The following is a 24,948-nucleotide window of genomic DNA, read 5'->3' on the forward strand; positions in this document are numbered from 1 at the left end:
ATTGCGGGATATTTTTTTCGGCTCTCTTTCGCGGGGCGGTCCGCAAGGGAGGGGGCGCGGCGGAGGGGCCGTGCCGAACCGCCCGCCCCGCGGGCGATGCACGACAGACGCGGACGCCGGGGACCGGCGGGAGGGGCGGGTGCATGGCGGACGCTCGGGGTGAGCACACCGAGTTGCTGGCCGGCGACGACGAGTTGCTCGACCGCGTGCGCGCGGGCGATACGGGCGCGTACGGGACGCTGTGGGAACGGCACGTGGACGCCGCGCGGGGACTGGCCCGCCAACTGGTGCGGGGCGAGGCGGAGGTCGACGACGCCGTCGCCGACGCCTTCGCACGAGTGCTGGACGTGCTCCAGCGCGGCGGCGGGCCGTCGGCCGGGTTCCGGCCCTACCTGCTCACCGCCCTGCGGCACTGCGTCTACGACCGCGGCCGCAAGGACAAGCGCCAGGTCGTCACCGACGATATGGAGCGCTTCGACAGCGGTGAGCCGTTCGTCGACCCGGCGGTGGAGGGGCTGGAGCGGTCGCTGATCGCCCGGGCCTTCCTGTCGCTGCGCCCGGACTGGCAGTCGGTGCTCTGGTACACCGAGATCGAGGGGCTGGGCCCGGCCGAGGCCGCCGGCTACCTGGGCAAGGACCCGGGCAGCGTGGCCGCCATGGCCTACCGCGCCCGGGAAGGGCTGCGCCGGGCCTACCTGCAGATGCACCTGGCCGGGGGTGCGCCCGCGGAGAGCTGTCGGCCCGCCCTCGAGCTGCTCGGCGGCTACGTGCGCGGCGGCCTGGCCAAGCGCGACACCGCGGTGGTCGAGGGGCACCTGGACGGGTGCGCGCAGTGCCGCGAGGTCTGCGCCGAGCTTATGGACGTCAACGTCGGGCTGCGCGGGCTGGTGCTGCCGCTCATCGTCGGCCCGGCGGCCGCCGGGTACCTGTCCAGCCTGCCCACGGGCGCCCTGGCGGGCGGTTGGTGGGCGCGGATGTCCAAGGGGCAGCAGCAGGCCACCGCGGGCGGGACCGCCGCGGCGGCCGTCGCCGCTGCGGTCGCCCTGGCGCTGGTGGGTGCCGAGTCGCCGCTGCCGCCGCCCGGCTCGCCCCCGCCGGCGGCGGCCCCTCCGGCGCAGGATCCGCCCGCCGAGGACCCGCCCGCGCCGGACCCGCCCGCGCCGCAGGGGGAGCCGCCGGCGGACCCGCCGGTCCAGGCCCCGCCGCCCGCGGACCCGCCGGTGGTCCTCCCGCCGGACCCGCCGCGCGCGCCCGGGGAGGAGCCCGCCCCCGACGAGCCCGACCCCGAGGACCCGCCGGCGCCCGACGAGCCGGGCGAGCCCGTGTTCGCCGCCCGGGTCGACCCGGTCGGCTCCCTGGTCCCCGGCCGCGCCGGCATCGTGGTGATGAGCGTGCTCAACGAGGGCGACCCGGCCGTGCAGGACGTGGTCGCCGACATCCTGCTGCCCGACGGGGTGTCCTTCGCCGAGGGCGGGGGGCCCGGCAGCACGGTGCCCTTCTCCGTCGGCGAGGACGGGTGGAGCTGCACGCCCCGGGCCGAAGGCGCCCGCTGCGTGCGCGACGGCCTGGGCGAGGGGGAGAGCACCACCCAGTACCTGGACGTGGACGTCGACGGGGGCGCCCCGGCCGGGGACCCGCCCGGGATCCGGGTCTCCTACGGGGGTCGGACCGTCTCCGCGGGGGGCACCTACGGCGTCGACCCCGAGGGGACGCCCGCGCGGTACGCCACCGCAGGGCGCGTCCGGGTGGAGAGCGTCGGCAACGCGCTGCTCACGTGCGAGGACGTGGAGCCGCCGGACGACGACCACGACCATGACCATGGACACGATCACGACCACGGCTACGACGACTGGCCGTGGTGGCCGGGTGTGGTCGGCGACGGGCGGGGCCCCGGGCGCGGCGGCGGAGACGGCGGCCAGGAGGCCCCCGCCGCCGACGAGCGCCGAGCCCCTGCCGCGGCCGGACTCCCCGAGGCTCCGGAGCCCGAGTCCCCCGAGGAGGAGGAACCCGCGACGCCGGAGTCGCCCGAACCTCCCGCCTCGCCCACGCCCCTGCCCCCGGACAAGCCGGAGGCCCCTGAGAAGCCCGAGAAGCCCGCTGAGCCGGAACACCCCGAGAAGCCCGAGAAACCGGAGAAGCCGGAAGAACCCGAGGAGCCCGAGGAGCCCGGCCCCTGTGCCGAGGCCCGGCAGCGCCAGGGCGACATGCGCGACAACGACCTGTGGGACATGCGCCCGCTCGACCGGGACTCCGATCCCGGCACCCGCACCTCCAGCTCCGCACGCTGGACGCTGCCCTCCGAGGGATCGGTCCGCTGGGCCGGGCTCTACTTCTCCGGGGTGGGCTCCCCAGGGAGCGCGTCGGCCCGCTTCAAGGGCCCGGGCGCGTCCTCCTACACCGAGGTCGCCGCCTCCGAGGTGCGTACCGCCGAGCTGCCCGGCTACACCGCCTACCAGGCCTACGCCGACGTCACCTCCCAGGTCCGGCAGGGCGGCGGCGGCGAGTGGTGGGTGGCCGACGTACCCGGAAAGGAGGGTGTGAGCACCTACGCGGGGTGGAGTCTGGTCGTCGTCCTGGAGGACCCGGAGGAGTCGTTCAACCAGGCCATGGTGCTGGACGACGCCGCCCCCGTCTTCCACGACGACCGGGGGGCGCGGTTCCCGCTGGCCGGGCTGCTGCCGGCCGCCGTCTCCGGCACCGTCGACGTGGTCGCCTGGGAGGGCGACGCCGACCTGCCCGGCGACCGGGTGCTGCTGAACGGCGAACCGCTCACCCCGTCCGGTGGCGACCGCGACCCGGACAACGCCCTGGCGAGCCATTCCCGGGGCGCCTCCGGGCCGCCGCTGACCTTCGGCACCGACGTGGTGCGCTTCCCCGCCCGGCTGCCCCGCGACCCCGAGCTGCGCCTGGTCTCCGAGGGGGACGCGGTGATGGCCGGGGTGGTCGCGGTGACCACGCCGATGCGCACGTGAGGCGCAGGTGAGCGGGGTGCGGACGACCGGCTGTGGCACCCCGCACGCAAACCGACACAGACTTGGCTAGGCTGTGGGCGGCCTGTCCAACGGCCGGACGCCGAACACAGGCCGGTACTTCGCGGAGCGGCCCGGTGCGGACATCAGTCGCTCCGGGCGGCAGGACCTTGGGAAGGGGCGGTGTCGCGTGGATCGCTGCGCGCTGTTCGTTGACGCCGGCTACCTCCTTGCCGACGGCGCGATGGCTGTACACGGAACCCGCAACCGCGACTCCGTGTCCTGGGACTACGCGGGACTCGCCCGGCTCCTCGACGAGGTCGCCCGGGACCGTACAGGGCTCCCCCTGCTGCGGTGCTACTGGTACGAGGCGACCGCCGACGGCCGCCGCACCCAGGAGCAGGACGGGATCGCGGACATCCCCGGAATCAAGTTCCGAGCCGCGCGCATCCGTCCAGGCAGACGGGAGGGCGTCGAGAGCTATGTCCAAAGAGACCTGACCACCCTGGCCCGCACCGGCATCCTGTGCGAGGCGGTGCTGGTCAGCGGGGACGAGGACATGGCCCAAGTGGTGGCCGACGTGCAGGACATGGGGGTGCGGGTCACCGTCGTGCACGTCTCTGTCGAGGGCAACTGGACCATCTCGCGCGCGCTGCGCCGGGAGTGCGACGACCTCATCGAGATCGGCGCGGGGCACCTGCGGCCCTACGTCAACCTGCTGTCCGGGGCCGGCGCCGGGGAGTCCTCGGCCGAGACCACCGCCCCGCTGACCAACGGCCGCGCTCGCTCGGCCCCCGAGACCGAGCGGCACCCGGTGGAGGCGCACCCGGCCTCGGCCCGGGTCGAGCCGGCCGCCGCGCAGAGCGGCGGCGTGGAGGCGGTGCTGGCGGCCACCGGGTCCCAGCAGTCGATGGGCGGCAGCGCCATGGACCAGCTGCGGGCCATGCGCCAGACCCTGGACCGGCAGCGCGGTGGCGACCAGCTCGCCCCGCAGGCCGGCCCGGACACGCCGCAGCAGAACCCCTCGGGCCCGATCGACGCCAACGGCTTCCCGACCGGGCCGCGCGCCTCGCACGCCGCCCCGCCCCCGCAGACCCCGCCCCAGGCCGCGGGGGGCCCACCGGCCGCCGGGCACCAGCAGGCCACCGGGGGTAGGCCCGCCATGGGCCACCCGACGGGGCCGCAGCCGGCCATGGGGCACCAGACGGGCGCCCAGCAGGCGATGGGGCACCAGACGGGCGCCCAGCCCGCCATGGGGCACCAGCAGGCCACCGGGGGGCAGCCCGCCCACCCGCCGACCGGCCCGCAGCAGGCGCCGCACCACGGCCCCGCCGCGCACACCGGCCACACCGGGCAGCAGCCGTCGTTCGCCCCGGATGCCTACGGCGCCCCGCCGCAGCAGCGCCAGGCGCCGCACCAGCCGCAACCCCCCTATGAGCGGGAGGCGCCGCCCGGTACCGCCCCGCCGGATCCGCGGTACGGCCACGGCCCTACGACCGGGGAGAACCCCGGATACGGAGGTAATACCGGGCCAAACCCTATTTTTGGGGCCAGTACGGAGGCTGACTCCCCGCAGGGGAGCGGCCCGGGGGGACCGCAGGGGCCCCCGGACGGCGGTACTGGCCCCCGACCCCGACCCAGGGTCCAGCACGGGCCCTACACCGACCCGACCCCCAGTGCGGACTTCGCCCGCGCCGGGGGGTCGGTCGCGCGCACCATCGAGGACGCCGTGAATGTCGCGCGCCAGGAGGGGAACGACTTCGCCGAGTCCATCGCGCGCGACGCGCCCGTCCTGTGGCTTGAGGCGGTGCTCGTCCGCCGCCCCCGGATGCCCTCCGACCTGGAGGCGCGGCTGTTGCAGGGGTCGGCGCTGCCGATCGACTTCCTGCTGCGCGACGAGGTCCGCGAGGCGCTGCGGCAGGGCTTCTGGGAGGCGCTGGAGCGGCACCGGGAATGACCGGGGCGCTGCGGGGCGGCGACAAGCGAGGGAGGCCGATTGTGACCCGAGTTACCACGGCCGATCTGGACCGCCTGGAGTTCCGGGCCGTCCAGTCCGGCGACCATGCCGACGTGGCGGTGGAGCTCCTCGGGCTGGCCAACAGTGTGGACGCCGACAGCGAGGTGTCGCGCGCCGAGCTGTTCGTCCGCGCCGGTGAGCAGTGGGAGATGGCCCAGGAGTTCGACCGCGCCTCCCGCTCCTACCAGCGGGCCATCGACGACGGGGGGATCACCGTCATCGACGCCCGCGCGCTCCAGGCCGGGGCGCTGCTGGAGCTCGACGACATGGACGGCGCCGCCGCCCGGCTGGAACAGCTGCGCGCCGAGGGGCCGCGGAACCTGCCCACCTTCATCCACATCGCCGAGACGCTGCAGGCGCACGGCGACCTCAAGGGCGCCCACGCCTGGTCGACGCTGGGCGTGGAGCGCTTCCGGCACCAGGACGTCTCGCCCTACGTGCACGACCTGCTCATGGAGCTGCTGCGGATCCGCTTCCGGATCCGTGTCGACCTGGGCTTCGACGAGGACGCCCTGGACCGGATGCTCGACTGAGCGCGCCGATCGGCACCGGAAACGACCGCACCGAGCGGTACCGGGCGGCTCTGGCCGGCGCCGGGCGTGCCCCGGCCCGCCGCCCCTCAGGGCGCCGCCGCGCCGTCCTCCACGAGCCCCCGCCCCAGCCGGTAGGCCTCCTCCAGGCTCCGCCCGCGGTAGGCGGCCGCCGCCAAGTGGTCGATGTGCGCGTCGCCGTTGACCGCGACCGTGTGCGGCAGGTGGCGGAAGAGCGGCGCGTCGGACATCGAGTCCCCGTAGGCGATGCAGTGCTCGGGTGCCACGCCCAGCGCCGTTCGGACCCGCTCGCAGATGCCGACCTTGTCCGCAGGGGTGAGGATGCGGCCGGGGTCCGGCGGCCCGGTGAACGGGGGAGCGGGGAACAGCGAGGCCTCGACCCGGTCGAAACCGAAAGCGGCCAGCCGCTCGGCGAAGAACGACGGGGACATCGTGATCACCAGGGAGTGCTCGCCGCGGCGGCGGATGTCGGCGCAGACCCGCGCGATACCGTCGAGGAACGGCCCGCCGGCGAAGGCGGTGTCCACGTGCGCGGGGGTCAGGTGGCGCCACACCTCGTACAGGGCGCCGGAGAACCCCCGGGTGTCCAGCTCGCCGGCGGCGAAGCGGCGCTCCAGCGCGGTGATCGCCTCCTCGGTCCCGCTGGCCCGGGCCAGCTCCAGGCTGGCGGTGCTGTCGGCGATCAGGGTCCCGTCCATGTCGAAGATGTGGAGTCGCGTCATCGCTCGGCAGCCTATACCGGCCCTGTGAGACACGGCTATCTTGCGGTGGTCGCGACCGGGGGGCACCAGATGTAGTATCGCTCCCGCCGATGGTTCACCCCGGATGCGAGACCGGGGTGAGGCAAGAGGGAACCCGGTGCGAATCCGGGACTGCCCCGCAGCGGTGAGCGGGAAGCGGCGCGGCCCAACGGCCCGGGGGGACCGGGGTCCGCGCCTTCCGATGTCCGCACGAGCGCACTGGGCGCGTGAGCGCCCGGGAAGCGGCGGACGCCAGGCCGCCCGGCCAAGGCCGGGCGACGCCCGCGAGTCCGAAGACCTGCCGTCGGTGTGCGCCTTTCGCGTGCACGATCTACGGGGCCTCGAGGGCGGGCCGCCGTGAGACGGGGGACCGGCGTGTCCGGGTGCGCCCCCGCTTCGCGCTTCTCCGGCCTCGACTTCCCGACCGGTTCATCGACTACCTGGTGGGAGCGAGCGAATGACCCTCGACACGGAGCCGGCGGCCTACATCGCCGATGCGGTGCGGGAGGCGAGCGCCGGACTGGCCGGAGTGCGGCCGGAGGCGGTCGTCGCCGAGGCGCGCCGCGGCCTGTACCCCGGTATCCGCGACGACGAGGTGGAGCTGGCGCTGATCATGGCGGCGCGCAGCCTCGTCGAGGAGGACCCCGACTACTCGCCGCTGGCGGCCCGCCTGCTGCTGGGGTCGCTGCGCCGCGAGGCGCTGAGCTTCCTGTCCGGGTTCGGCGACGCCGTCGGCCAGCAGGCGATGGCCGACCGCTACCCCGCCTACTTCGCCGACTACGTGGCGCGCGGCACGGCCCTGGGCCAGCTCGACCCCGAACTGCAGAAGTTCGACCTGGAGCGCCTGGGGGCGGCGCTGCGGCCCGAGCGCGACCTGGAGTTCACCTTCCTGGGCCTGCAGACCCTCTACGACCGCTACTTCCTGCACAGCGACGGGGTCCGCTACGAGCTGCCGCAGGCCTTCTTCATGCGCGTGGCGATGGGCCTGGCCCTGGAGGAGGACGACCGCGACGCGCGCGCGGAGCAGTTCTACGACCTGCTCTCGTCGTTCGACTTCATGTGCTCCACCCCGACCCTGTTCAACGCCGGCACCCGGCACGCCCAGCTCTCGTCGTGCTTCCTGACCACCGTCGACGACGACCTCCAGGCGATCTTCAAGGGCATCTCGGACAACGCCCTGCTGTCGAAGTACTCGGGCGGCCTGGGCAACGACTGGACCCCGGTCCGCGGCATCGGCGCCCACATCCGCGGCACCAACGGCAAGAGCCAGGGCGTCGTCCCCTTCCTCAAGATCGCCAACGACACGGCCGTGGCGGTCAACCAGTGCTTCGCTCCGGAGACGTCCGTCTACACGGCCGAGGGGACGCGGCCCATCGGTGAGATCCGCGCGGGGGACCTCGTTCTGGGCGACAGCGGGACCTACCGCGAGGTCACCGACGTGATGGTCTACGACCAGACCGATCCGATGGTCGAGATCAACGTCAAGCACGCGGTCGAGACCCTCAAGGTAACGTCCGGCCACCCCTTCTACGCGATCCGCGGTGTTCCGCTGGGCCAGTCGAACAGCCGCACCTATGACTGGATCGCCAAGGGGAAGGTCCGCCCCGAGTGGGTAGAGGCGGGCGAGCTGGAAACAGGCGACTACGTCGCCCAGGTCGTCCCCCGGGAGACCGTTCCCGTCGAGGGCTTCACCGCCGACGACGCCCGGCTCTACGGGATCCTGCTGGGCGACGGCCACCTGGGCAAGAACGGCACGCAGTGGGGGGTCTCCGGCAACCCCGAACTCGACCCGCACCTCGAGTTCGTCCGCGGCTACCTGGAAGAACGGGGCATCCACTACTGGGAGACCGGCAGGGACGACACCTACCTGCAGATCCACTGGTCCTTCGGCAGCGGCGCGACGCGCTGCGCCGAGACCGGTCGCATCACCGGTGCCGGGGCGCCCACCCTTCCCTTCACCGCCGACGACATCTACGACGGGGGCCGGAAGAAGCGCATCGCGCGGCGCTTCATGCACCTCCCCCTGGACCAGACGAAAGCCCTGCTGCACGGTCTGCTCGAAACCGACGGCGGTGTCTCGCGCGGGGTGGAGATCTACTTCACCACCACGTCGCGTCCCCTGGCGATGGGCGTCCGGTACCAGCTGCTGCGGCTGGGGGTGCCTGCGGCCGGCCAGTACCGGGAACGCGGCCAGGCGCACACCGGTCGCCGCTCGGACGGCACCGAGATCTTCTTCGACGGCCTGGTGAAGGCGTTCGACATCCGTGTCCCCGCGGTGGAGGGGATCGCCGAGCTCCTCGGCTGCCGCCCGCTCACCAAGCGGAACTGGATCGAGCACGCCGGCATGGTCTTCACCCGTGTGCGGGACGTGGCTGAGACGGAGACCGTTCCCCAGGTGGTCGACCTGAAAGTGGAGGGCGATGAGACCTACATGACGGCCTCCGCCCTCGCGCACAACGGAGGCAAGCGCAAGGGCGCCGTCTGCGCCTACCTGGAGAGCTGGCACATCGACGTCGAGGAGTTCCTCGACCTGCGCAAGAACACCGGGGACGAGCGGCGGCGCACGCATGACATGAACACCGCCAACTGGGTGCCCGACCTGTTCATGCGGCGGGTCGAGGCCGACGCCGAGTGGACCCTGTTCTCCCCGGACGAGACCGCCGACCTGCACGAGGTGTACGGCCGGGAGTTCGAGGAGCGCTACGAGGCCTACGAGCGGGCCGCCGACGCCGGGCAGGTCAAGGTGTGGCGGCGGGTGCGCGCCGTCGACCTGTGGCGGCGGATGCTCACCATGCTCTTCGAGACCGGCCACCCCTGGATCACCTTCAAGGACCCGTGCAACCTGCGCTCGCCGCAGCAGCACGCCGGGGTGGTGCACTCCTCCAACCTGTGCACCGAGATCACCCTGAACACCAAGGCCGGCGAGGAGGTCGCGGTCTGCAACCTCGGCTCGGTCAACCTGGCCCGGCACGTCTCCGGCGGCCGGCTGGACTCCGAGCGCCTGGAGCGCACGGTGCGCACCGCGGTGCGCATGCTCGACAACGTCATCGACGTGAACTACTACACGATCCCCGAGGCGCGGACCGCCAACATGCGCCACCGCCCGGTGGGCCTGGGGCTCATGGGGCACCAGGACGCGCTGTTCCGGCTGCGCATCCCGGTGGGATCGCAGGAGGCGGTGGCCTTCGCCGACGAGAGCATGGAGCTGATCTCCTACCACGCCATCGCCGCCTCCAGCGATCTGGCGGCCGAGCGCGGCTCCTACGCCTCCTTCGAGGGGTCGCTGTGGAGCAGGGGCGTGCTGCCGATCGACTCGCTGGAGGCCCTCGCCGAGGCCCGCGGGGGCGAGCTGGACGTCGACCGCACCGCCCGCCTCGACTGGGACGGGCTGCGCGCGCGGGTGCGCGACCAGGGGATGCGCAACTCCAACGTGATGGCGATCGCCCCGACCGCCACCATCGCCAACATCACCGGCGTCGGCCAGTCCATCGAGCCGATCTACCGGAACCTGTTCGTGAAGTCGAACATGTCCGGCGACTTCACCGTGGTCAACCCCTACCTGGTGCGCGACCTGAAGGAGCGCGGCCTGTGGGACGACGACATGGTGGCGCGGCTCAAGCTGCACGACGGCAGCCTCGGCCCGATCGACCGGGTGCCCGCCGACCTGAAGGAGCTGTACGCCACCGCCTTCGAGATCGACCCCGAGTGGCTGGTCGAGGCGGCGGCCCGGCGGCAGAAGTGGATCGACCAGGCCCAGTCGCTGAACCTGTACATGGCCGCCCCCAGCGGCCGGAAGCTGGACGCGCTGTACCGGCGCGCGTGGCGGACCGGTCTGAAGACCACCTACTACCTGCGGTCGCAGAGCGCCACGCACGTGGAGAAGTCGACGCTGAAGGGCACCGACGGCCGGCTCAACGCGGTCGCCGCGACCCCGTCGCCCTCCGGGTCCTCCGGGTCCTCCGGGTCCTCCGCACCCGCGTCCGGCCCGTCCGCGGCGGCAGCGGCCGCGGGGGAGCAGGACGGTCCCGATGCGGCGGGCGCGGCCTGCTCCATCGAGGACCCCGAGTGCGAGGCCTGCCAGTAGCCCTGGCGGCCCCCGCCCGAGCCCCCGCCACCCGATCGAGCACCGAATCACGAAAGACGACGGTTCCCACCCATGACGACGGCCCCGGAGACCCACGGCACCGGACTCGGCGAGATCGACCGCGGCGGCGCCCGCGTGAGCGTCGACGACAAGTCGATGATCAACGCCCGCGCCGACGTGAACCAGCTCCTTCCGCTGAAGTACCGGTGGGCCTGGGACAAGTACCTGGCCGGGTGCAACAACCACTGGATGCCCACCGAGGTGTCCATGCAGGCCGACATCGCCCTGTGGAAGTCGGCCGACGGGCTCACCGACGACGAGCGCCTGATGGTCAAGCGCAACCTCGGCTTCTTCGCCACGGCGGAGTCGCTGGTCGCCAACAACATCGTGCTCGCCGTCTACCGGCAGCTGACCAACCCCGAGTGCCGCCAGTACCTGCTGCGCCAGGCCTTCGAGGAGGCGGTGCACACGCACACCTTCCAGTACATCTGCGAGAGCCTGGGGCTGGACGAGGGCGAGCTGTTCAACATGTACCGGGAGGTCCCCTCCATCACGGAGAAGGACGCCTGGGCGCTGAAGTTCACCCAGAACCTGGAGGACCCCGACTTCGCCACCGGCACGCCCGAGGCCGACCAGGCGTTCCTGCGCGACCTGATCGCCTTCTACGTGGTGTTCGAGGGGATGTGGTTCTACACCGGTTTCGCGCAGATCCTCTCGCTGGGCCGGCGCAACAAGATGGTCGGCGTCGCCGAGCAGTACCAGTACATCCTGCGCGACGAGTCGATCCACCTGAACTTCGGCATCGACGTGATCAACCAGATCAAGCTGGAGAACCCGCACCTGTGGGGGGAGGAGTTCCAGCGCGAGGTGCGCACCATGCTCCGCGAGGCCTGCGAGCTGGAGGTCGCCTACGGCAAGGAGACCATGCCGCGCGGCGTCCTGGGCCTCAACGCCGAGCTGTGCGAGCAGTACATGCACTTCATCACCGACCGCCGCGCCGAGCAGATCGGCCTGGAGCCGATCTTCGGCGGCACGGAGAACCCGTTCCCGTGGATGTCGGAGATGATGGACCTGAACAAGGAGAAGAACTTCTTTGAAACCCGAGTCATCGAGTACCAGACCGGCGGCGGCCTGAGCTGGGACTGACCTGACAGGACACGGCCCCTGGACCCGTCGGCGGAGGGTCCGGGGGCCGTTTTCGCGCGCGGGAGGGGCCGGGGCCGGCGGTTCCCATTCCTCCAAGACACGGGTGCGCCCCTGGGCGAGGATGGGGCGCATGGAGCAGAGAGGGGCCGCCGTGACGGGGCGGTCCACGGATCTGCGGTGAGGTCCCGTTCCGATTGGAGCCGTCGATGTCCGTCCGCCGCGTGGTGCCCGACATCCGTTCGCAGGACCTGCAGGAGAGCCGGGAGTTCTATGGGCTCCTGGGGTTCGAGGAGGTGATGGACCTCGGCTGGGTCGTGGCGCTCGCCTCGCCCACGGAGCCCAAGGCTCAGATCATCCTCATGACCGGTGACGCGACCGCTCCGGTCGTCCCCGACATGAGCGTGGAGGTGGACGACGTCGACGCGGCTTATGCGGCCGTGCGGGACAGCGGGGCGGAGATCGTTCACCCCTTGCAGGACGAGGAGTGGGGGGTCCGCCGGTTCTTCGTCCGTGACCCCGACGGCAAGGTGGTCAATGTGCTGAGCCACCGCTGAAGGGGGTTCTCCTGGGGAGGAGCGGCGCACCAGTGCACGGCAGGGCGCGTTGAGATGCACTGAGATGCACTGCGAAAATGTGTCGCATATCACATTTCCCTCCTGTGGGGGCGGTGTGTCAGCTGTTCCGGGGCATGGGGGAGGCGACAGGGCGGCGCCCGGAGCGCGCCTTCGCTGGCGCCGACTCGTTACCTCGGGTAGACCGTTTCTTTATGGACCACCGAGACATCGTTTACGAGCGGCACGGCCGGGGCGACCCCCTCGTGCTCCTGCACGGGCTGGGCCACCGGCGCCAGGCGTGGGAGTCGGTCCTGGACGACCTGGCCGGGCGGCACGAGGTCTATGCCCTGGACCTGCCGGGGTTCGGTGATTCCCCCGGCCCCGAACCCGAGGGCCCCTACGGCATACCCGCCCTGGTCGACGCGGTCGCCGCGTGGTGCGCAGCGGCCGGGCTGCACCGCCCGCACCTGGCAGGGAACTCCCTCGGCGGGGCCGTCGCCCTGGAGCTCGGCGCGCGCGGGCTGGCCGCTTCGGTGACCGCCCTGTCCCCGATCGGCTTCGCCCGCGGGGCGGAGATGCTGGGCAGCCGCCTCATGGTGGGGGGCATGCACGTCGCCACCCGGGTCCCGGCCCGGGCCTGGCGCGCGGTGATCGACAGCCGCCCGGTGCGCACCCTGACCACCCTGGCGGTGCACGGCGGCCTGCGCGACTCCCACGGCGGGCTGGCCAGGCTGGACCCGGCGGCGGTGACCCGCGGTTCGCCCTACACCCGGCTCGCACCCGAGGTGGTGCGCTACAACTTCACCGGCGGCCCGGTCCTGACCTGCCCCGCCACCGTGGCCTGGGGAGAGAACGACCGCGTCCTGCCGGTGCGCGCGGTGCGGCGGGTCCTTCGGGCGATCCCGCACGCGCGCGAGGTGCGGCTTCTGGGCTGCGGGCACGTCCCGATGGACGACGACCCGCGCGCGGTGGCCCACACCATCCTGAGCACCTGCCTGAGCGGCGCCGCCCCGCGCGCTGTGGCCCCGGCCGCCGCCTGAGCATCAGCCCGTCACGCTCTCCCGGCCGTTCTCGATGTGTCCGGCGAAGCGGCGGCGGAAGCCGTCGTCCCCCTCCACGGTCACGGTCAGGTCGTACCAGCCCTGGGTCGGCGCCGCAGGCCAGGTCTCCCGGTGCTGCCCTCCGGGCGACACCCGGACGGTCTTCTCCTTCTTGCCCTTCCTCTCCCCGTGCTCCCCGTGCTCTCCGTGCCCCCCGTTCCCGCCGTGCGCGTCGGGGGAGACGGTGAACACCAGCTCCTCCTCACCGCGGTTGGCCAGTGTGACGACCACTCTGCGGCCCTTGGACTCGGTCCGGGCCTCCACCCGGGCCGCGCTGCCCGCCGCATCGGGCGAAGCGCCCCCGGCGAACTCGCGTCGGAACCCGTTGGGGCCGACCAGCAGCAGGTCGTAGGCGTCGCCGGGGACCGGGACCGTCCACGCGCCCGCGTCGGCGCCCGGGCCGACGTCGCGGTGCTGCGGCTCGTCCAGCTCACCGGCGTAGGCGAAGAGGATGAGGTGCACGCTGGAGCCGCCGGCGTTGGAGGCGGCCACCGCCACCTCCGCCGCGTCGGCGTCGTGGTCGGCCCAGGCCTCGGGCCGGTAGGGCAGCGGGCGCGCGGGGCGGCGCCCCTCCTCCTGCGCGGGCACGGTGCCCTGGTCCGGAGGCCGCGGCCGCCAGCGCCGGGTGAACTCCGGGACCGGGCCGGGCTCCTCCACGGCCGGCTGGGGGCGGCCGCGGGTGAAGTCGAACGCGCCGGTCAGGTCGCCGCACACGGTGCGCCGCCACGGCGTGATGTTGGGTTCGCCCACCCCCGTCACGCGCTCCAGGAACCGGATCTGTGAGGTGTGGTCGAAGACCTCCGAGCACACGTAGCCGCCCACGCTCCAGGGGGAGACCACCAGCATGGGCACGCGGACGCCCAGGCCGGTGGGGGCGCCGTCCCAGTACTCCTCCTCGGTGCCGGGCGGGGGCACCGGCGGCGGCACGTGGTCGAAGAACCCGTCGTTCTCGTCGAAGGAGATCAGGAGCGCGGTCTTCGCCCACACCTCGGGGGAGGAGGCCAGGGCGTCGAGGACGCGGTAGGTCAGGGTGGCGCTCTGGACGGGCGAGGAGGAGCCGGGGTGCTCGGACTCGGCCGAGCTGGGCACCAGGTAGCTGACCCGGGGCAGGCGTCCGGACTCGACGTCGGAGCGGAAGGCGTCGGTGAGGCTCCCCGGCGTTCCGCGGCGCAGCCCCCGGTCGTACAGCACGCGCTCATCGCGGCCGAGCGCCTCCACGCCCTGCTCCAGCAGCTCCAGCAGGCGCTCGCGCTCGTCCTCGGGCCGGCCGGCGAGATCGCCGTAGAACTCGGTGAGGCCGCTGTAGTCCCCGGCCTTCGACAGCGCCTTGCGGGCGATCGCCTTGAAGCGGGCGAAGAAGTCGAGGTTGTTGTCGGTGAAGTTGTCCCATTCCTGGTACACCTGCCAGCTCACGCCCGCCTCCTGCAGGCGCTCGGGGTAGGTCGTCCAGTCGTAGCCCGGGTGGCGCCCCTCGTCGTAGGCGTCGTTGCCGACCGCCCGGCTCCCGTCGGCCTCGAAGCCGGTCCACCCGCTGATCCAGTGGTTGCGGTTGGGGCTGGTGGAGGTGTGGATCGACGAGTGGTAGGCGTCGCAGACGGTGAAGGTGTCGGCCAGCTCGAACTGCAGCGGCAGGTCGCGGCGGTCGTAGTGGGCCATGGTCGCGGCGGTCTTGGCCGCGGTCCAGCCGTCCATCCGCCCCCGGTTCCACGCGCGGCGCCCGCCGTGCCAGGAGTGGTCGAGGGCGCCGATGTACTGCAGCTCCTCCCGCTGCCGCTCGGCCGCCTCGCGGACGCCGAACGGCGGCACCGGTGCGGAGGGCGGCCCCTGCTCGAACACGCTCCGCCCGTCGGGCAGGCGCACGGCGTTGCGGTCGCCGAACCCCCGCACCCCCTGCAGGGTGCCGAAGTAGTGGTCGAAACTGCGGTTCTCCTGCATGAGCAGGACCACGTGCTCGATCCGCCCGACCCCGCCGGGCGGTGCGGGCTCGGCGAGCGCGGTGCGCAGGGAGGGCGGCAGCAGCGAGAGCGCGGCGGCCCCTCCGGCGGCGGCCGCGCCGGCGCCGAACAGGCCGCGGCGGGAGAGGGGGCGGGGGCTGGGCTGGGACACGGGTGGTGCTCCTTCCGACGGTGCCGCCCGGGAACGCTAGGGGTGCGAGGGGGCGGCGGGAAGGCCCGCGGATGGAGCGCGGGAGAACGGCCGTTGTCCGGGAACGGCCGCTGTGCAGGGATTGCGGGTGCGCTGCACGGGTTGCGATGATCTGCGGCGTTCTGCGGTAGGGGGAAACGGCCTGGTAGTGCGGGCCGCGAGGGGAAACAGGCATGGTGGAGCATTTCGCTCAGGGGGTGTGGACGCCGCTGGTGGCGTGCGCGGTGTCGGTGCTGGGGGCCTTCCTCGGCCTCAGGTACGCCTCGCGGGCGCTGTCGTCCTCGGGCCGGACCCGGGCGGCCTGGACCGCGCTGGGCGGGCTCTCGCTGGGCGGGGCGGCGGTGTGGTCCATGCACTTCATCGCGATGCTCGGGTTCCGCGTCCCCGGCACCCCGATCCGCTACGACCCGCTGCTGACCGCCGCCAGCGCCGCCGTCCCCGTGGTCGTGATGACCGGCGCGCTGGCCGTGGTGGTCGCCCGCCGGTGGCGCCGCCTGGTCGTGCTGCCGGTCGGCGGGGTGCTGGTCGCGACGGCGATGCTCACCATGCACTACATGGGCATGGCCTCGATGCGGATGGACGCGGCGATGGCCCATGAGCCGCTGTTCGTCGCGGGTGCCGCGGTGGTGGCGCTGGGCGCCTCGGGCGGCGCGCTGTGGTTCGTGGGCAAGCGGTGGACGCTGTCGGCCACGCTGCTGGGGGCCGGGCTGCTGGGCTGCGCGGTGTCGGCCATGCACTACATCGCGATGGCCGGGGTGCGCGTGGAGGCGGCGGGCGCCCCGGGGCACGAGGCGTCCGGAGGCGTCCCCGCCCTGGCCTTCCTGACCCCGATGGTGATCGGTCCGGGCGCCTTCCTGGTGCTGGGCACCCTGCTGCTCCTGGTCCTGCCCGACGAGCGCCCGGTCACCGGAGAAGCCGCCGTCCCCTAGCCGCTCCTCCGGTGCACCGGCCCAGGCCCAGGGCCCCGAACGGTCCGCTCAGCCCATCGTCTTGCCCGCGCGCGCGTCGCGGCGCATCAGCCACAGGAAGAAGGGCGCCCCGCACAGGGCGGTGAGGATGCCGACCGGGATCTCCTGGGGCGCGGCGAGCGTGCGCGCCGCCAGGTCGGCCATGACCATGAACGACGCCCCGAGCAGGACCGCGACCGGGACGGCGCGCCGGTGGTCCGTCCCCACCAGCAGCCGGGCGATGTGCGGCATCATCAGCCCGACGAACCCGATCGGCCCTGAGAGGGCGACGAGCACCCCCGTCGCCAGGGACGTGGCGACGAACATCAGCGCGCGGAACCGGTGCACCCTCAGCCCCATGCCGTGCGCCATCTCCTCGCCCAGCTGGAGCACGTTGAGCGCGGGCGTGGCGGCGGCCGTCGCCAGCAGCCCGACCCCCACCGCCACTGCGGCCAGCGGCAGGTCCTCCCAGGTGGTCCCGCCCAGGCCGCCCAGCGTCCAGCGCTGGACGGCCCGCGAGGCGTGCGGGTCGCCCGACATCATGATCATCAGGCTCGCCATGGCCGAGCACACCTGGCCCACGACCACCCCGGACAGGATGAGCCGGGTGACCGTCATCCGCCGCCCGGTGCGGGCCAGCAGGTACACGGCCACGAGCGTGCCCAGCGCGCCGAGGAACGCGGCCGCCGGCATGGAGTAGGCGCCGAAGAGCGTGACGCCGCCGATCACCACCAGGACCGCCCCCAGGGTCGCCCCCGAGGAGATGCCCAGCAGCAGCGGGTCGGCCAGCGGGTTGCGCACCAGGGTCTGCAGCACGGCGCCCACCCCGGCCAGCCCCGCGCCCGTCATCGCCGCCAGCAGCACGCGCGGGGCGCGGGCGGTGACCACGATCGCCTCGTGGGCGCGCGGCCAGTCCGGTTCGACCAGCCCGGGCAGCAGGCGGTGGGCGGTGATGCGCCAGGTGTCGGCGAAGGAGACGTCCACCGAGCCGACGATCACGCCGAAGGTGGCCGCCACCGGCAGCGCGCCCGCGAGCAGACCCAGCACCAGGGGCAGGGGGAGCAGGCCGGGGCGGCGCCCCGTCGCGGTGCGCACGCTCAGCCGTCCTCGCCCGGGTGCAGCTGGTCGGCGACGTCGGCGACGGCGTCGCCGATGCGCACCCCCACCACCGCCGAGGACAGCGGCAGGACCGCGAAGCGCTCCTCGCGCACCGCCTCGGTGCCCGAGAGCAGGGGGTCGTCCTTGACGGCCTGGATCTTCTCCTCGACCGTGATCGAGCCGTAGTCGTAGAAGACGATGGCCTCGGGCTCGCGGTCGGCGGCCTGCTCGATGGACACGTCGGAGAACACCTGGTCGACGTCGTCGAAGACGTTGCGCCCGCCCGCGCGCTCGATGATGTCGGTGCCGATCCCCTTGCCGCCGGAGGTGAAGACCGTGGTGTCGACGTTGTCCACCACCAGCACGTCGACCGGTTCGGTGCCCTCCATCCGGGAGTCCGTCTCCGCGAGGCGCTCATCGATCCCGGCGATCAGCTCCTCGGCGCGGTCCTCGACGCCGAAGAGCTCGCCGATGTTGCGGATCTCCTGGTGTGAGGTCTCCACGCCCACCTCGTCCGCGCACTGCTCGAGGCTGCCGTAGGTGGTCATGCCCGCGTCCTCGAGGGCGTCGCGGCCGCGCCCCTCGGCCTCGTCGAAGGCGCTGCCGGGGTAGCCGGCGTAGGCGAAGTCGGGCTCGGCGGCGAGCAGGTCCTCGAAGGAGGGGTACTCGTCGGCCAGGACCGGGACCTCCTCGTAGGCCTGCTCGTACTCGGGCAGCACCGCGTCGTCGAGGTAGGCGGTGCCGACCATGCGGTCCTCCAGGCCGAGCGCCAGCATCACCTCGGTGGCGTGCTGGTTCAGGGTGACCGCCCGCTCGGGCGGGGCGTCGACGGTCACCTCGCGGTCGCACTCGGAGACCGTGACGGGGTAGCCCTCTGCGGGGGCGGCCTCCTCCTCGGAGGCGCCGGTGGTGCCGCAGCCGGCCAGTGCTGCGGCGGCCGCGGTCAGGGCGATCAGGCGCGCGGGGGCGCCGTGCGGGGGTCGAAGGTGCACGTCCGGTCCTCTCCCGGGATCCGGGCGCGTCCGGGAAAGGGCAGGGCAGGGCCGTGCACGTGTGCATCCTCTCCGGGGTCCGCGCCCCTGGTCGGCAACGTTCCGCGACGGGTCAGTCTCCTGACTCCCGGATCGTCGCGTCGCCCGGCCTTCCAGCGCTCGCGCGCCGTGGCCTCCAGCGGGGTCGGCTCCCCGGTCACAGTGGCGGGACCGTGCCGGACTCGCACCGGCTTCCTGGCTCCCGTCGCGGCACCAGCGTACGGGGAGGGCCCAGAGCGGGAGAAGGCAGGTCCGCGCTGTGCGATCGGACAACTGCTCGGCCATGTTCTGGCTGGTCGGACAACTATGGAGGACGAATGTGACGGCCGTATCTCGAAGGAGTGGCGAAGTGCATATCGGTCATTGCGCCGCACGTGACGCGGAGTACAGGATGCGGTGGTCGTCACCATCCTGAGCTGGAGAAAAGGGGGCCAGGCGTGGACCAGTCACTGCTGGCGTCCGTCCTCACCTTCGCCGCGTACTTCGTGGTGATGGTGGGGATCGGTCTGTGGGTGTACAAGCGAACCGTGTCGCTGTCGGACTTCGTGCTCGGCGGCCGAAGGCTCAACAGCTGGGTCGCCGGCCTGAGCGCGAACGCCAGCGACTTCAGCGGCTGGCTCCTGCTGGGGCTGCCCGGTGCCATCTACCTGTCGGGCCTGGGAGAGGCCTGGATCGCCGTGGGCCTGGCGCTCGGCTTCGCCGGCAGCTGGATCCTCATCGCCGGCCGGTTGCGCGTGTACACCGAGCGCGCCACCGACGCCCGCAGCGGCGGCGAGTCCGACTCCCTGACGCTCTCCTCCTACCTGGAGAACCGCTTCGGCGACCGCACCGGTCTGCTGCGCGGCGTCTCGGCCCTGCTCATCCTGGCCTTCTACCTGTTCTACGTCGCCTCCGGCCTGGTGGCCATGGGCGGGCTCTTCGAGCAGGTCTTCGGTCTGAGCTCGGCCGTCGCCATCGTGGCCGGCGTGTCGATCGTGGTGCTCTACACCTTCCTGGGCGGGTTCCTCGCGGTCAGCTACACCGACGTCGTGCAGGCCGTCATGATGTGGATCGCGCTGCTCGTCGTGCCGATCGTGGCCATCGTCGCGATCACCGGCGACGCCGAGCGCGGCACCGGCGGCCTCTCCTCCGTCCTGGGCGGCTTCCAGGGCCAGGGGGCGCTCGACACCGGCGCCGTCCTCGCCCCGGTCGTCGTCATCTCCGGTCTGGCCTGGGGCATCGGCTACCTCGGCCAGCCGCACATCCTCGCCCGCTTCATGGGCATCCGCTCGGTGGGCGACGTGCCGCGGGCCGGCGCGGTCAGCGTGGCCTGGGCCGTCTCGGCGATGACCCTGGCCGTGGTCATGGGCTTCGCCGGCGTCGCCTACTTCGGCTTCGACAGCGAGCTGGACAACGCCGAGAACGTCTTCCCCTCGCTCATCCAGGCCCTGATGAACCCGTGGGTGGCCGGGCTGCTGCTGGCCGCCATCCTGGCCGCGGTGATGAGCACCGCCGACTCCCAGCTGCTGGTCGCCTCCTCGGCGCTCACCGAGGACGGCTACCGGGCCTTCCTCAAGCGCGACGCCTCGCCGCTGACCCTGGTGTGGGTCAGCCGGCTGGCGGTCGTGGCGGTGGCGGTGGCCGCCGCCGGGATCGCGCTGAGCGGGAACAACACCGTGATGGACCTGGTGGGCTACGCCTGGGCCGGGTTCGGCGCCGGCTTCGGCCCGGTGATCCTGCTGTCGCTGTACTGGAAGAGGATGACCTGGACCGGCGCGCTGGCCGGGATGGTCGGCGGCGGCGCCACCGCGGTCATCTGGGACGTCCTGGACGAGAAGGTGCTGGAGACCGGCCTGTACGCGATGGTCCCGGCGGTCGTGGTCAGCGTCGCGGCGATCTTCGTCTTCAACGGGCTCGCCAAGGCGACCGACGGGATGGCCGAGGACTTCGACCGCGTGGACGCCGAGTACCGCGGCGCCAAGCAGAGGGCCGGGTCCGCCTGACGGCGCGGTCCGATCCGACCACGCCCCCCTCACAAGGAAGGGCCCCGCGTACCGTCCGCGCGGGGCCCTTCCGCATGCGCACCGCCGTTTCGGCGTCCCATCTCCGGATCGCCCTCCGTTCATGCATTGTGATGGGGGCGTTCTGGTGCGTAACGGGGGCGAACGGTAGAACAGACGCATGTGTGAGCATCCCGCTGCATGGCGCCGCCTGGGCGGCGAGGGCACGGGTGTGGGCACGGTCATCGCCGAGCGCGACGGCTTCCGCCTGGAGGCGACGGAGGCCGCCGCGGGGGAGCGCCCTTTCGGCGGCCGCCTGACCGTGCGCACGGACCTGGCCTGGGAGGTCCTCCGTGCGCGCTTTGAGGCCGTGACCGATCAGGGCATGAAGGCGGTGGAGCTGTGCCGCGCGGGGGCGCAGTGGAGCGTCGACGGGACACGCCGCCCCGACCTCGACGGCTGCGTGGACGTGTGCGCCTCCTGCACCCCGCTGACGGTGACCCTTCCCGTCCGCAGGCTGGGCCTGCGCAAGGGGGAGGCGCGCGAGATCGCGATGGCGTGGGTCGACGTTCCCGGCCTGACGGTGCGCAAGATCGCCCGCCGGTGCACCCGCTTGGAGCCGGCCGGGGGACGCCAGTGCTACGAGATCAGCGACGAGGCGCTGGGCACCGTCCGGGTGACCGTCGACCGCGAGGGGGTTCCCTTCGACCTCGAAGGCATGTACACGCGCGCCGCGTGAGCGTCGGCGCACCCCGGCCCCTCCCGGCCCCCTGTCGGCCCGCTTCAGGCCCCGATGCCCGGTGCCCTGCCCGGGAGCGGGATAATCCTCCGAGGACAGACGCAGCCCCGGGGAGGACCCACATGAGCGCACCCGACCTGAGCGACGCCCGCAGTGAGATCATCCGCGACCTGGAGGTCGCCCCGGAGTTCGACGTGCGCCGGGAGATCGAGCGCCGCGTCGCGTTCCTCGTCGAGCGGCTGATCTCCACCGGTGCCCGCGCGCTGGTGCTGGGGATCAGTGGGGGCGTCGACTCCAGCACCGCCGGGCGGCTGTGCCAGCTGGCCGCCGAGCGGGTGCGCGAGGGCGGCGGGGACGCCGAGTTCATCGCCATGCGCCTGCCCTACGGGGTGCAGCGCGACGAGGACGACGCCCAGCGCGCGCTGGGCTTCATCGCCCCGGACAGGATCCTGACCGTCGACGTCCGTCCCGCCACGGACGGGCTGGCCGACGCCCTGGACAAGGCCGGCCTGGACTACGCGGGCGACTCGGCCCGGGACTTCGTCATCGGCAACGCCAAGGCGCGCGAGCGGATGGCCGCCCAGTACGCCGTCGCCGGGGCGGCCGGCGGCCTGGTGGTCGGCACCGACCACGCGGCCGAGGCGGTGACCGGCTTCTTCACCAAGTTCGGCGACGGAGCCGCCGACCTGGTGCCGCTCACCGGGCTGACCAAGCGTCGCGTCCGCGCGGTCGCCGCCGAGCTGGGCGCTCCGGCGGACATCGTGGACAAGACCCCCACGGCCGACCTGGAGTCGCTGAGCCCGCAGAAGCCCGACGAGGAGGCGCTCGGCCTCACCTACGACCAGATCGACGACTTCCTGGAGGGCCTCCCCGTCGACGCCCGCGCCGAGGAGGCCCTCGTGGCGCGCTACCGGGCCACCGCGCACAAGCGCGCGCTGCCGACGGCCCCCTAGCGCTCCCCGCGCCTACTGCGGGGCGCGGATCTCCCGCGACGGGGTGGTCGGGGTGGACAGCAGGTCCTTGATGTAGGCGTAGAACCCCTCGGCGTCGATCTCCTCGACCACCTCGGCGTTGGGCTCCAGGCCGTGGACGCCCCACGACATCGCGGAGTAGCCGCGGGTCAGCTCGCCCGCGGTCTCCACGTCCACGTGGTACCGGGACGAGGCGCGCACCAGGCCGCGGTGGAGCAGAACGGCGGCGGTGAGCGAGTCGGGGTGGGTGGTGCCGTCGATGCCGACGCTGCGGTCGAACTCCAGCGTCGCCGCGCACACCCGGGTGAAGAAGTCCGACAGCGGGGTGCCCAGCGCCGCGATCTCCTCCAGCCGCTCCTCCCCGAACACAGCCTGGCGCAGGGTGAGCGGGTCCCAGGGCACGACGGTGACGTCGAAGCCGGCGGCGAAGACCGTCTTGGCCGCCTCCGGGTCGACGTAGAAGTTGAACTCTGCGGCGGCGGTGATGTTGCCCCGCCCGTTGTTGGACCCGCCCATGACGTAGAGCGCCTTGACGTTCTCGGCGAAGCGAGGGTCCTTCACCACGGCCGTGGCGATGTTGGTGAGCGGGCCGATCGCCACGATGGACAGCTCGCCCGGGTTCTCGGCGGCCAGCCGTACCAGGGCGTCCACGGCGTGCTCGTCCTCGGGGGACAGGTCGGCGTCGTCCATGGTCAGGCCGCCGGCCCCGTCGCCGTGCACGTCCTCGGCGCTCACCCAGGGGCGCACCATCGGGCGGCGGCAGCCCAGGTGGATGGGGACCTCGCCGAGGCGCCCGGCGGCGCTGAGGGTCAGGTAGGCGTTGCGCACCTGGCGCTCGAACCCGACGTTCCCGGCCACCATCGTGATCGCGCGCAGGTCTGCCTCCGGGTCCAGGAGTCCGGCGAGCAGTGCAACGCAGTCGTCCTGTGCGGTGTCGGTGTCGATGATCAGGGGAACGGGCATTGACCCCTCCGGGAGCGCGATGTGTCCATCCTTTGTCGACTGCGCCCTCCGGGGGCCGACCGGCCGCCGCCTCCCGTCCGCGCGTCGCCAGAGCACGCTATGCCACGGATCTGACGTGCGTCAATCGGTCATATCGGTGGAACGGCGCGTGGAAGTGGACACCGTGCATGGGGTACAAATGTACAGAGATGTCTACCCCCCCCCTTGCGAAGATCGGGTGAGAGTATGCGGATCGCGGTCGTCGGCAGCTACGGCGCGGGCCTGACCATGCGCACGCCCCGGATGCCGGATCCCGGGGAGACCCTCGGCGGCGGTGTGTTCGCCTCCGGGCCCGGCGGAAAAGGGTCGAACCAGGCCATCGGAGCGGCCCGGCTCGGCGCCGACGTGTCCCTCCTGACGGCCATCGGCCCGGACGCCTTCGGGGACGAGGCACGGGACCTGTGGTGCGCCGAGGGCGTGGACGCGCGCTCCGTGGTCACCGCGCGGGCGGCCACCATGGTCGGGGTGATCCTCGTCGAAGGCGACGGGGAGAACCGCATCGTCATCGCCCCCGGTGCGCTGGACGAGCTGCGCCCGGAGCACGTCGAGGGCTTCGCCGGACGCATCGCCGAGGCGGACCTGATGATGACGTGCAACGAGATCCCCGCCGCGACCGTCTCGGCCGCCCTGCGCACCGCGCACCGCGTCGGCACCCCCGCCCTGCTCAACCCCGCCCCCGCCCGCGACCTGTCCGACGCCGACGCCGCCCTCGTCGGCTACCTCACCCCCAACCTCGGCGAGGCGCGCCTGCTCACCGGTCTGGGGGAGGAGGCCGGGCCCGAGCGGCTCCTGGACGCGCTGCGCGTCCGCTTCCCCTCCGCCGCCACCGTGCTGACCTGCGGTGCCGAAGGGGCGTGGGCCGACGACGGGCGGACGCGCACCCGGGTGCCCGCCGTGCGACCCACGTGCGTCGCCGACACCACCGGCGCGGGGGACGCCTTCAACGCGGCCCTCGCCGCCGCCGTGTGCGCCGGGTTCGCGCTCGACGCGGCCGTGCAGCGCGCCGTCGCGGCGGGGGCGTTCGCCGTTTCCCGCCACGAGGCGCTGCCGGGGCTCGGGCGTCCCGCGGACATCGACGCCCTCATCGGCTGAAGAGGGCTCGGCTGAAGAGAGCACCGCCGCCGGGCCCCGTCCGCCGACGAGGCGCGGCCCCACGAACGAGGAGAAGGACCATGACCGACGCACAGGCCACCGCGACCGACGCCGCATCCCTGGCGCCCTACATCCAGCACACCGCCATCGACGCCGGCCTGACGCGGGACGACATCGTCGCCCACTGTGAAGAGGCGGCGCGCTACGGCTTCAACGCCGCGATGATCCCGGCGTCCTGGACCCGCCTGGCCTCCGAGGTCCTCAAGGGCACGGGGATCGCCGTGGCCTCCGCGCTCGACTTCCCGACCGTCGGCGTCATGACGTCCGAGGGCAAGGCCGCCGAAGCGCGCGCCATCGCCGCCGCGGGCGGCGGGCAGATCGACATGGGGGTGCAGATCGGCTGGCTGCGCAGCGGCATGGAGAAGGAGTTCCACGACGACATCGCCGGAGTGGTCGCCGCCGGCGTCCCGGTCAAGGTCATGCTGGAGCTGCCGCTGCTGACACCCGCCGAGCGCGAGCGTGCCGTGGAACTGGCCATGGACGCGGGCGCCGCCTACCTGAAGAACGCCAGCAGTGGCGCCGTCGAGGTGGCCGACCCCGACAGCGTGGCCTACCTGGCCGCCCGGGTGCGTGAAGGGGTGAAGGTCAAGGCCTCCGGGGGCATCAAGACCCGGGAGCAGGCGCGCGCGCTGCTGGAGGCCGGTGCCTCCCTGCTCGGCACCAGCTCCGGTGTGGCCATCGTCAGCGGGGGCGAGAGCTCGGGGGCGTACTGACCGCGCCTGA

The 24,948-nt window shown here is 73.1% G+C and carries 18 protein-coding genes and 2 riboswitches; of the genes, 13 read left to right on the plus strand and 5 right to left on the minus strand.

Annotated features, from left to right (window positions below; genetic code table 11):
- Nucleotides 1-143: 143 nt before the first annotated feature.
- The 3 genes from C892_RS30160 (at nucleotide 144) to C892_RS0124210 (ending at nucleotide 5,519) form a co-directional block, all read left to right on the plus strand.
- Nucleotides 144-2,972, plus strand: coding sequence for a sigma-70 family RNA polymerase sigma factor (locus C892_RS30160; protein WP_026124599.1), 2,829 nt, complete (start codon nucleotides 144-146; stop codon nucleotides 2,970-2,972).
- 187 nt (nucleotides 2,973-3,159) lie between these two features.
- Entirely contained in the window at nucleotides 3,160-4,926 is a 1,767-nt protein-coding gene (locus tag C892_RS0124205) for an NYN domain-containing protein (RefSeq protein WP_017559302.1), read from the plus strand.
- A gap of 41 nt (nucleotides 4,927-4,967) precedes the next feature.
- On the plus strand, nucleotides 4,968-5,519 hold the full coding sequence (locus tag C892_RS0124210; protein ID WP_017559303.1) for a tetratricopeptide repeat protein: 552 nt from the start codon (nucleotides 4,968-4,970) through the stop codon (nucleotides 5,517-5,519).
- An 86-nt stretch (nucleotides 5,520-5,605) separates the two neighbouring features.
- On the opposite strand, the gene C892_RS0124215 is transcribed toward C892_RS0124210, so the two are convergent.
- The gene (locus C892_RS0124215) at nucleotides 5,606-6,259 is read right to left on the minus strand and encodes an HAD family hydrolase (protein WP_017559304.1); all 654 of its coding nucleotides are present in this window, start codon (nucleotides 6,257-6,259) and stop codon (nucleotides 5,606-5,608) included.
- A 73-nt stretch (nucleotides 6,260-6,332) separates the two neighbouring features.
- Nucleotides 6,333-6,597, plus strand: a riboswitch (cobalamin riboswitch).
- 137 nt (nucleotides 6,598-6,734) lie between these two features.
- Here C892_RS0124215 and C892_RS0124220 point away from each other — a divergent pair.
- The 4 genes from C892_RS0124220 to C892_RS0124235 all read left to right on the plus strand — a co-directional run bounded on the left by C892_RS0124220 (nucleotide 6,735) and on the right by C892_RS0124235 (nucleotide 13,101).
- Nucleotides 6,735-10,361 (plus strand): ribonucleoside-diphosphate reductase subunit alpha, encoded by a 3,627-nt coding sequence (locus tag C892_RS0124220; protein ID WP_017559305.1) that lies wholly within the window; start codon nucleotides 6,735-6,737, stop codon nucleotides 10,359-10,361.
- A 72-nt stretch (nucleotides 10,362-10,433) separates the two neighbouring features.
- A complete protein-coding gene (locus C892_RS0124225; RefSeq protein ID WP_017540989.1) occupies nucleotides 10,434-11,507 on the plus strand; it encodes a ribonucleotide-diphosphate reductase subunit beta in 1,074 nt (357 codons plus the stop codon).
- 206 nt (nucleotides 11,508-11,713) lie between these two features.
- Nucleotides 11,714-12,061 carry a VOC family protein gene (locus C892_RS0124230; protein WP_017559306.1) on the plus strand — a complete coding sequence of 116 codons (348 nt, stop codon included), beginning with the start codon at nucleotides 11,714-11,716 and terminating at the stop codon, nucleotides 12,059-12,061.
- A gap of 212 nt (nucleotides 12,062-12,273) precedes the next feature.
- On the plus strand, nucleotides 12,274-13,101 hold the full coding sequence (locus tag C892_RS0124235) for an alpha/beta fold hydrolase (protein WP_017559307.1): 828 nt from the start codon (nucleotides 12,274-12,276) through the stop codon (nucleotides 13,099-13,101).
- Between the two features lie 3 nt (nucleotides 13,102-13,104).
- On the opposite strand, the gene C892_RS0124240 is transcribed toward C892_RS0124235, so the two are convergent.
- Complete coding sequence (locus tag C892_RS0124240) at nucleotides 13,105-15,267, minus strand: phosphocholine-specific phospholipase C (protein ID WP_017559308.1); 2,163 nt, start codon at nucleotides 15,265-15,267, stop codon at nucleotides 13,105-13,107.
- Between the two features lie 212 nt (nucleotides 15,268-15,479).
- Between C892_RS0124240 and C892_RS0124245 the strand changes: the two genes are divergently transcribed.
- On the plus strand, nucleotides 15,480-16,235 hold the full coding sequence (locus C892_RS0124245; RefSeq protein WP_017559309.1) for an MHYT domain-containing protein: 756 nt from the start codon (nucleotides 15,480-15,482) through the stop codon (nucleotides 16,233-16,235).
- A 48-nt stretch (nucleotides 16,236-16,283) separates the two neighbouring features.
- Here the strand turns inward: C892_RS0124245 and C892_RS0124250 are convergent, their stop codons facing one another.
- Nucleotides 16,284-17,348 (minus strand): FecCD family ABC transporter permease, encoded by a 1,065-nt coding sequence (locus C892_RS0124250; RefSeq protein WP_017559310.1) that lies wholly within the window; start codon nucleotides 17,346-17,348, stop codon nucleotides 16,284-16,286.
- A 2-nt stretch (nucleotides 17,349-17,350) separates the two neighbouring features.
- Nucleotides 17,351-18,343 carry an ABC transporter substrate-binding protein gene (locus C892_RS0124255; protein WP_017559311.1) on the minus strand — a complete coding sequence of 331 codons (993 nt, stop codon included), beginning with the start codon at nucleotides 18,341-18,343 and terminating at the stop codon, nucleotides 17,351-17,353.
- 93 nt (nucleotides 18,344-18,436) lie between these two features.
- A riboswitch (cobalamin riboswitch) is annotated at nucleotides 18,437-18,603 on the minus strand.
- A 216-nt stretch (nucleotides 18,604-18,819) separates the two neighbouring features.
- Between C892_RS0124255 and putP the strand changes: the two genes are divergently transcribed.
- From putP to nadE, 3 genes are all read left to right on the plus strand, one after another.
- Entirely contained in the window at nucleotides 18,820-20,364 is a 1,545-nt protein-coding gene (gene putP, locus C892_RS0124260; protein WP_017559312.1) for a sodium/proline symporter PutP, read from the plus strand.
- Nucleotides 20,365-20,542: 178 nt separating this feature from the next.
- Nucleotides 20,543-21,100 (plus strand): putative glycolipid-binding domain-containing protein, encoded by a 558-nt coding sequence (locus tag C892_RS0124265; RefSeq protein WP_026124600.1) that lies wholly within the window; start codon nucleotides 20,543-20,545, stop codon nucleotides 21,098-21,100.
- A gap of 122 nt (nucleotides 21,101-21,222) precedes the next feature.
- A complete protein-coding gene (nadE, locus tag C892_RS0124270) occupies nucleotides 21,223-22,053 on the plus strand; it encodes an NAD(+) synthase (RefSeq protein ID WP_017559314.1) in 831 nt (276 codons plus the stop codon).
- A gap of 12 nt (nucleotides 22,054-22,065) precedes the next feature.
- On the opposite strand, the gene C892_RS0124275 is transcribed toward nadE, so the two are convergent.
- The gene (locus C892_RS0124275) at nucleotides 22,066-23,034 is read right to left on the minus strand and encodes a nucleoside hydrolase (RefSeq protein WP_017559315.1); all 969 of its coding nucleotides are present in this window, start codon (nucleotides 23,032-23,034) and stop codon (nucleotides 22,066-22,068) included.
- A 225-nt stretch (nucleotides 23,035-23,259) separates the two neighbouring features.
- Between C892_RS0124275 and C892_RS0124280 the strand changes: the two genes are divergently transcribed.
- Nucleotides 23,260-24,165: a ribokinase gene (locus tag C892_RS0124280; protein WP_017559316.1), complete on the plus strand. Its 906-nt coding sequence runs from the start codon at nucleotides 23,260-23,262 to the stop codon at nucleotides 24,163-24,165.
- A gap of 80 nt (nucleotides 24,166-24,245) precedes the next feature.
- On the plus strand, nucleotides 24,246-24,938 hold the full coding sequence (deoC, locus tag C892_RS0124285; RefSeq protein WP_017559317.1) for a deoxyribose-phosphate aldolase: 693 nt from the start codon (nucleotides 24,246-24,248) through the stop codon (nucleotides 24,936-24,938).
- Nucleotides 24,939-24,948: the final 10 nt, after the last annotated feature.

The organism is Nocardiopsis baichengensis YIM 90130 (assembly GCF_000341205.1).
Taxonomy (GTDB): Bacteria; Actinomycetota; Actinomycetes; order Streptosporangiales; family Streptosporangiaceae; genus Nocardiopsis_A; species Nocardiopsis_A halophila.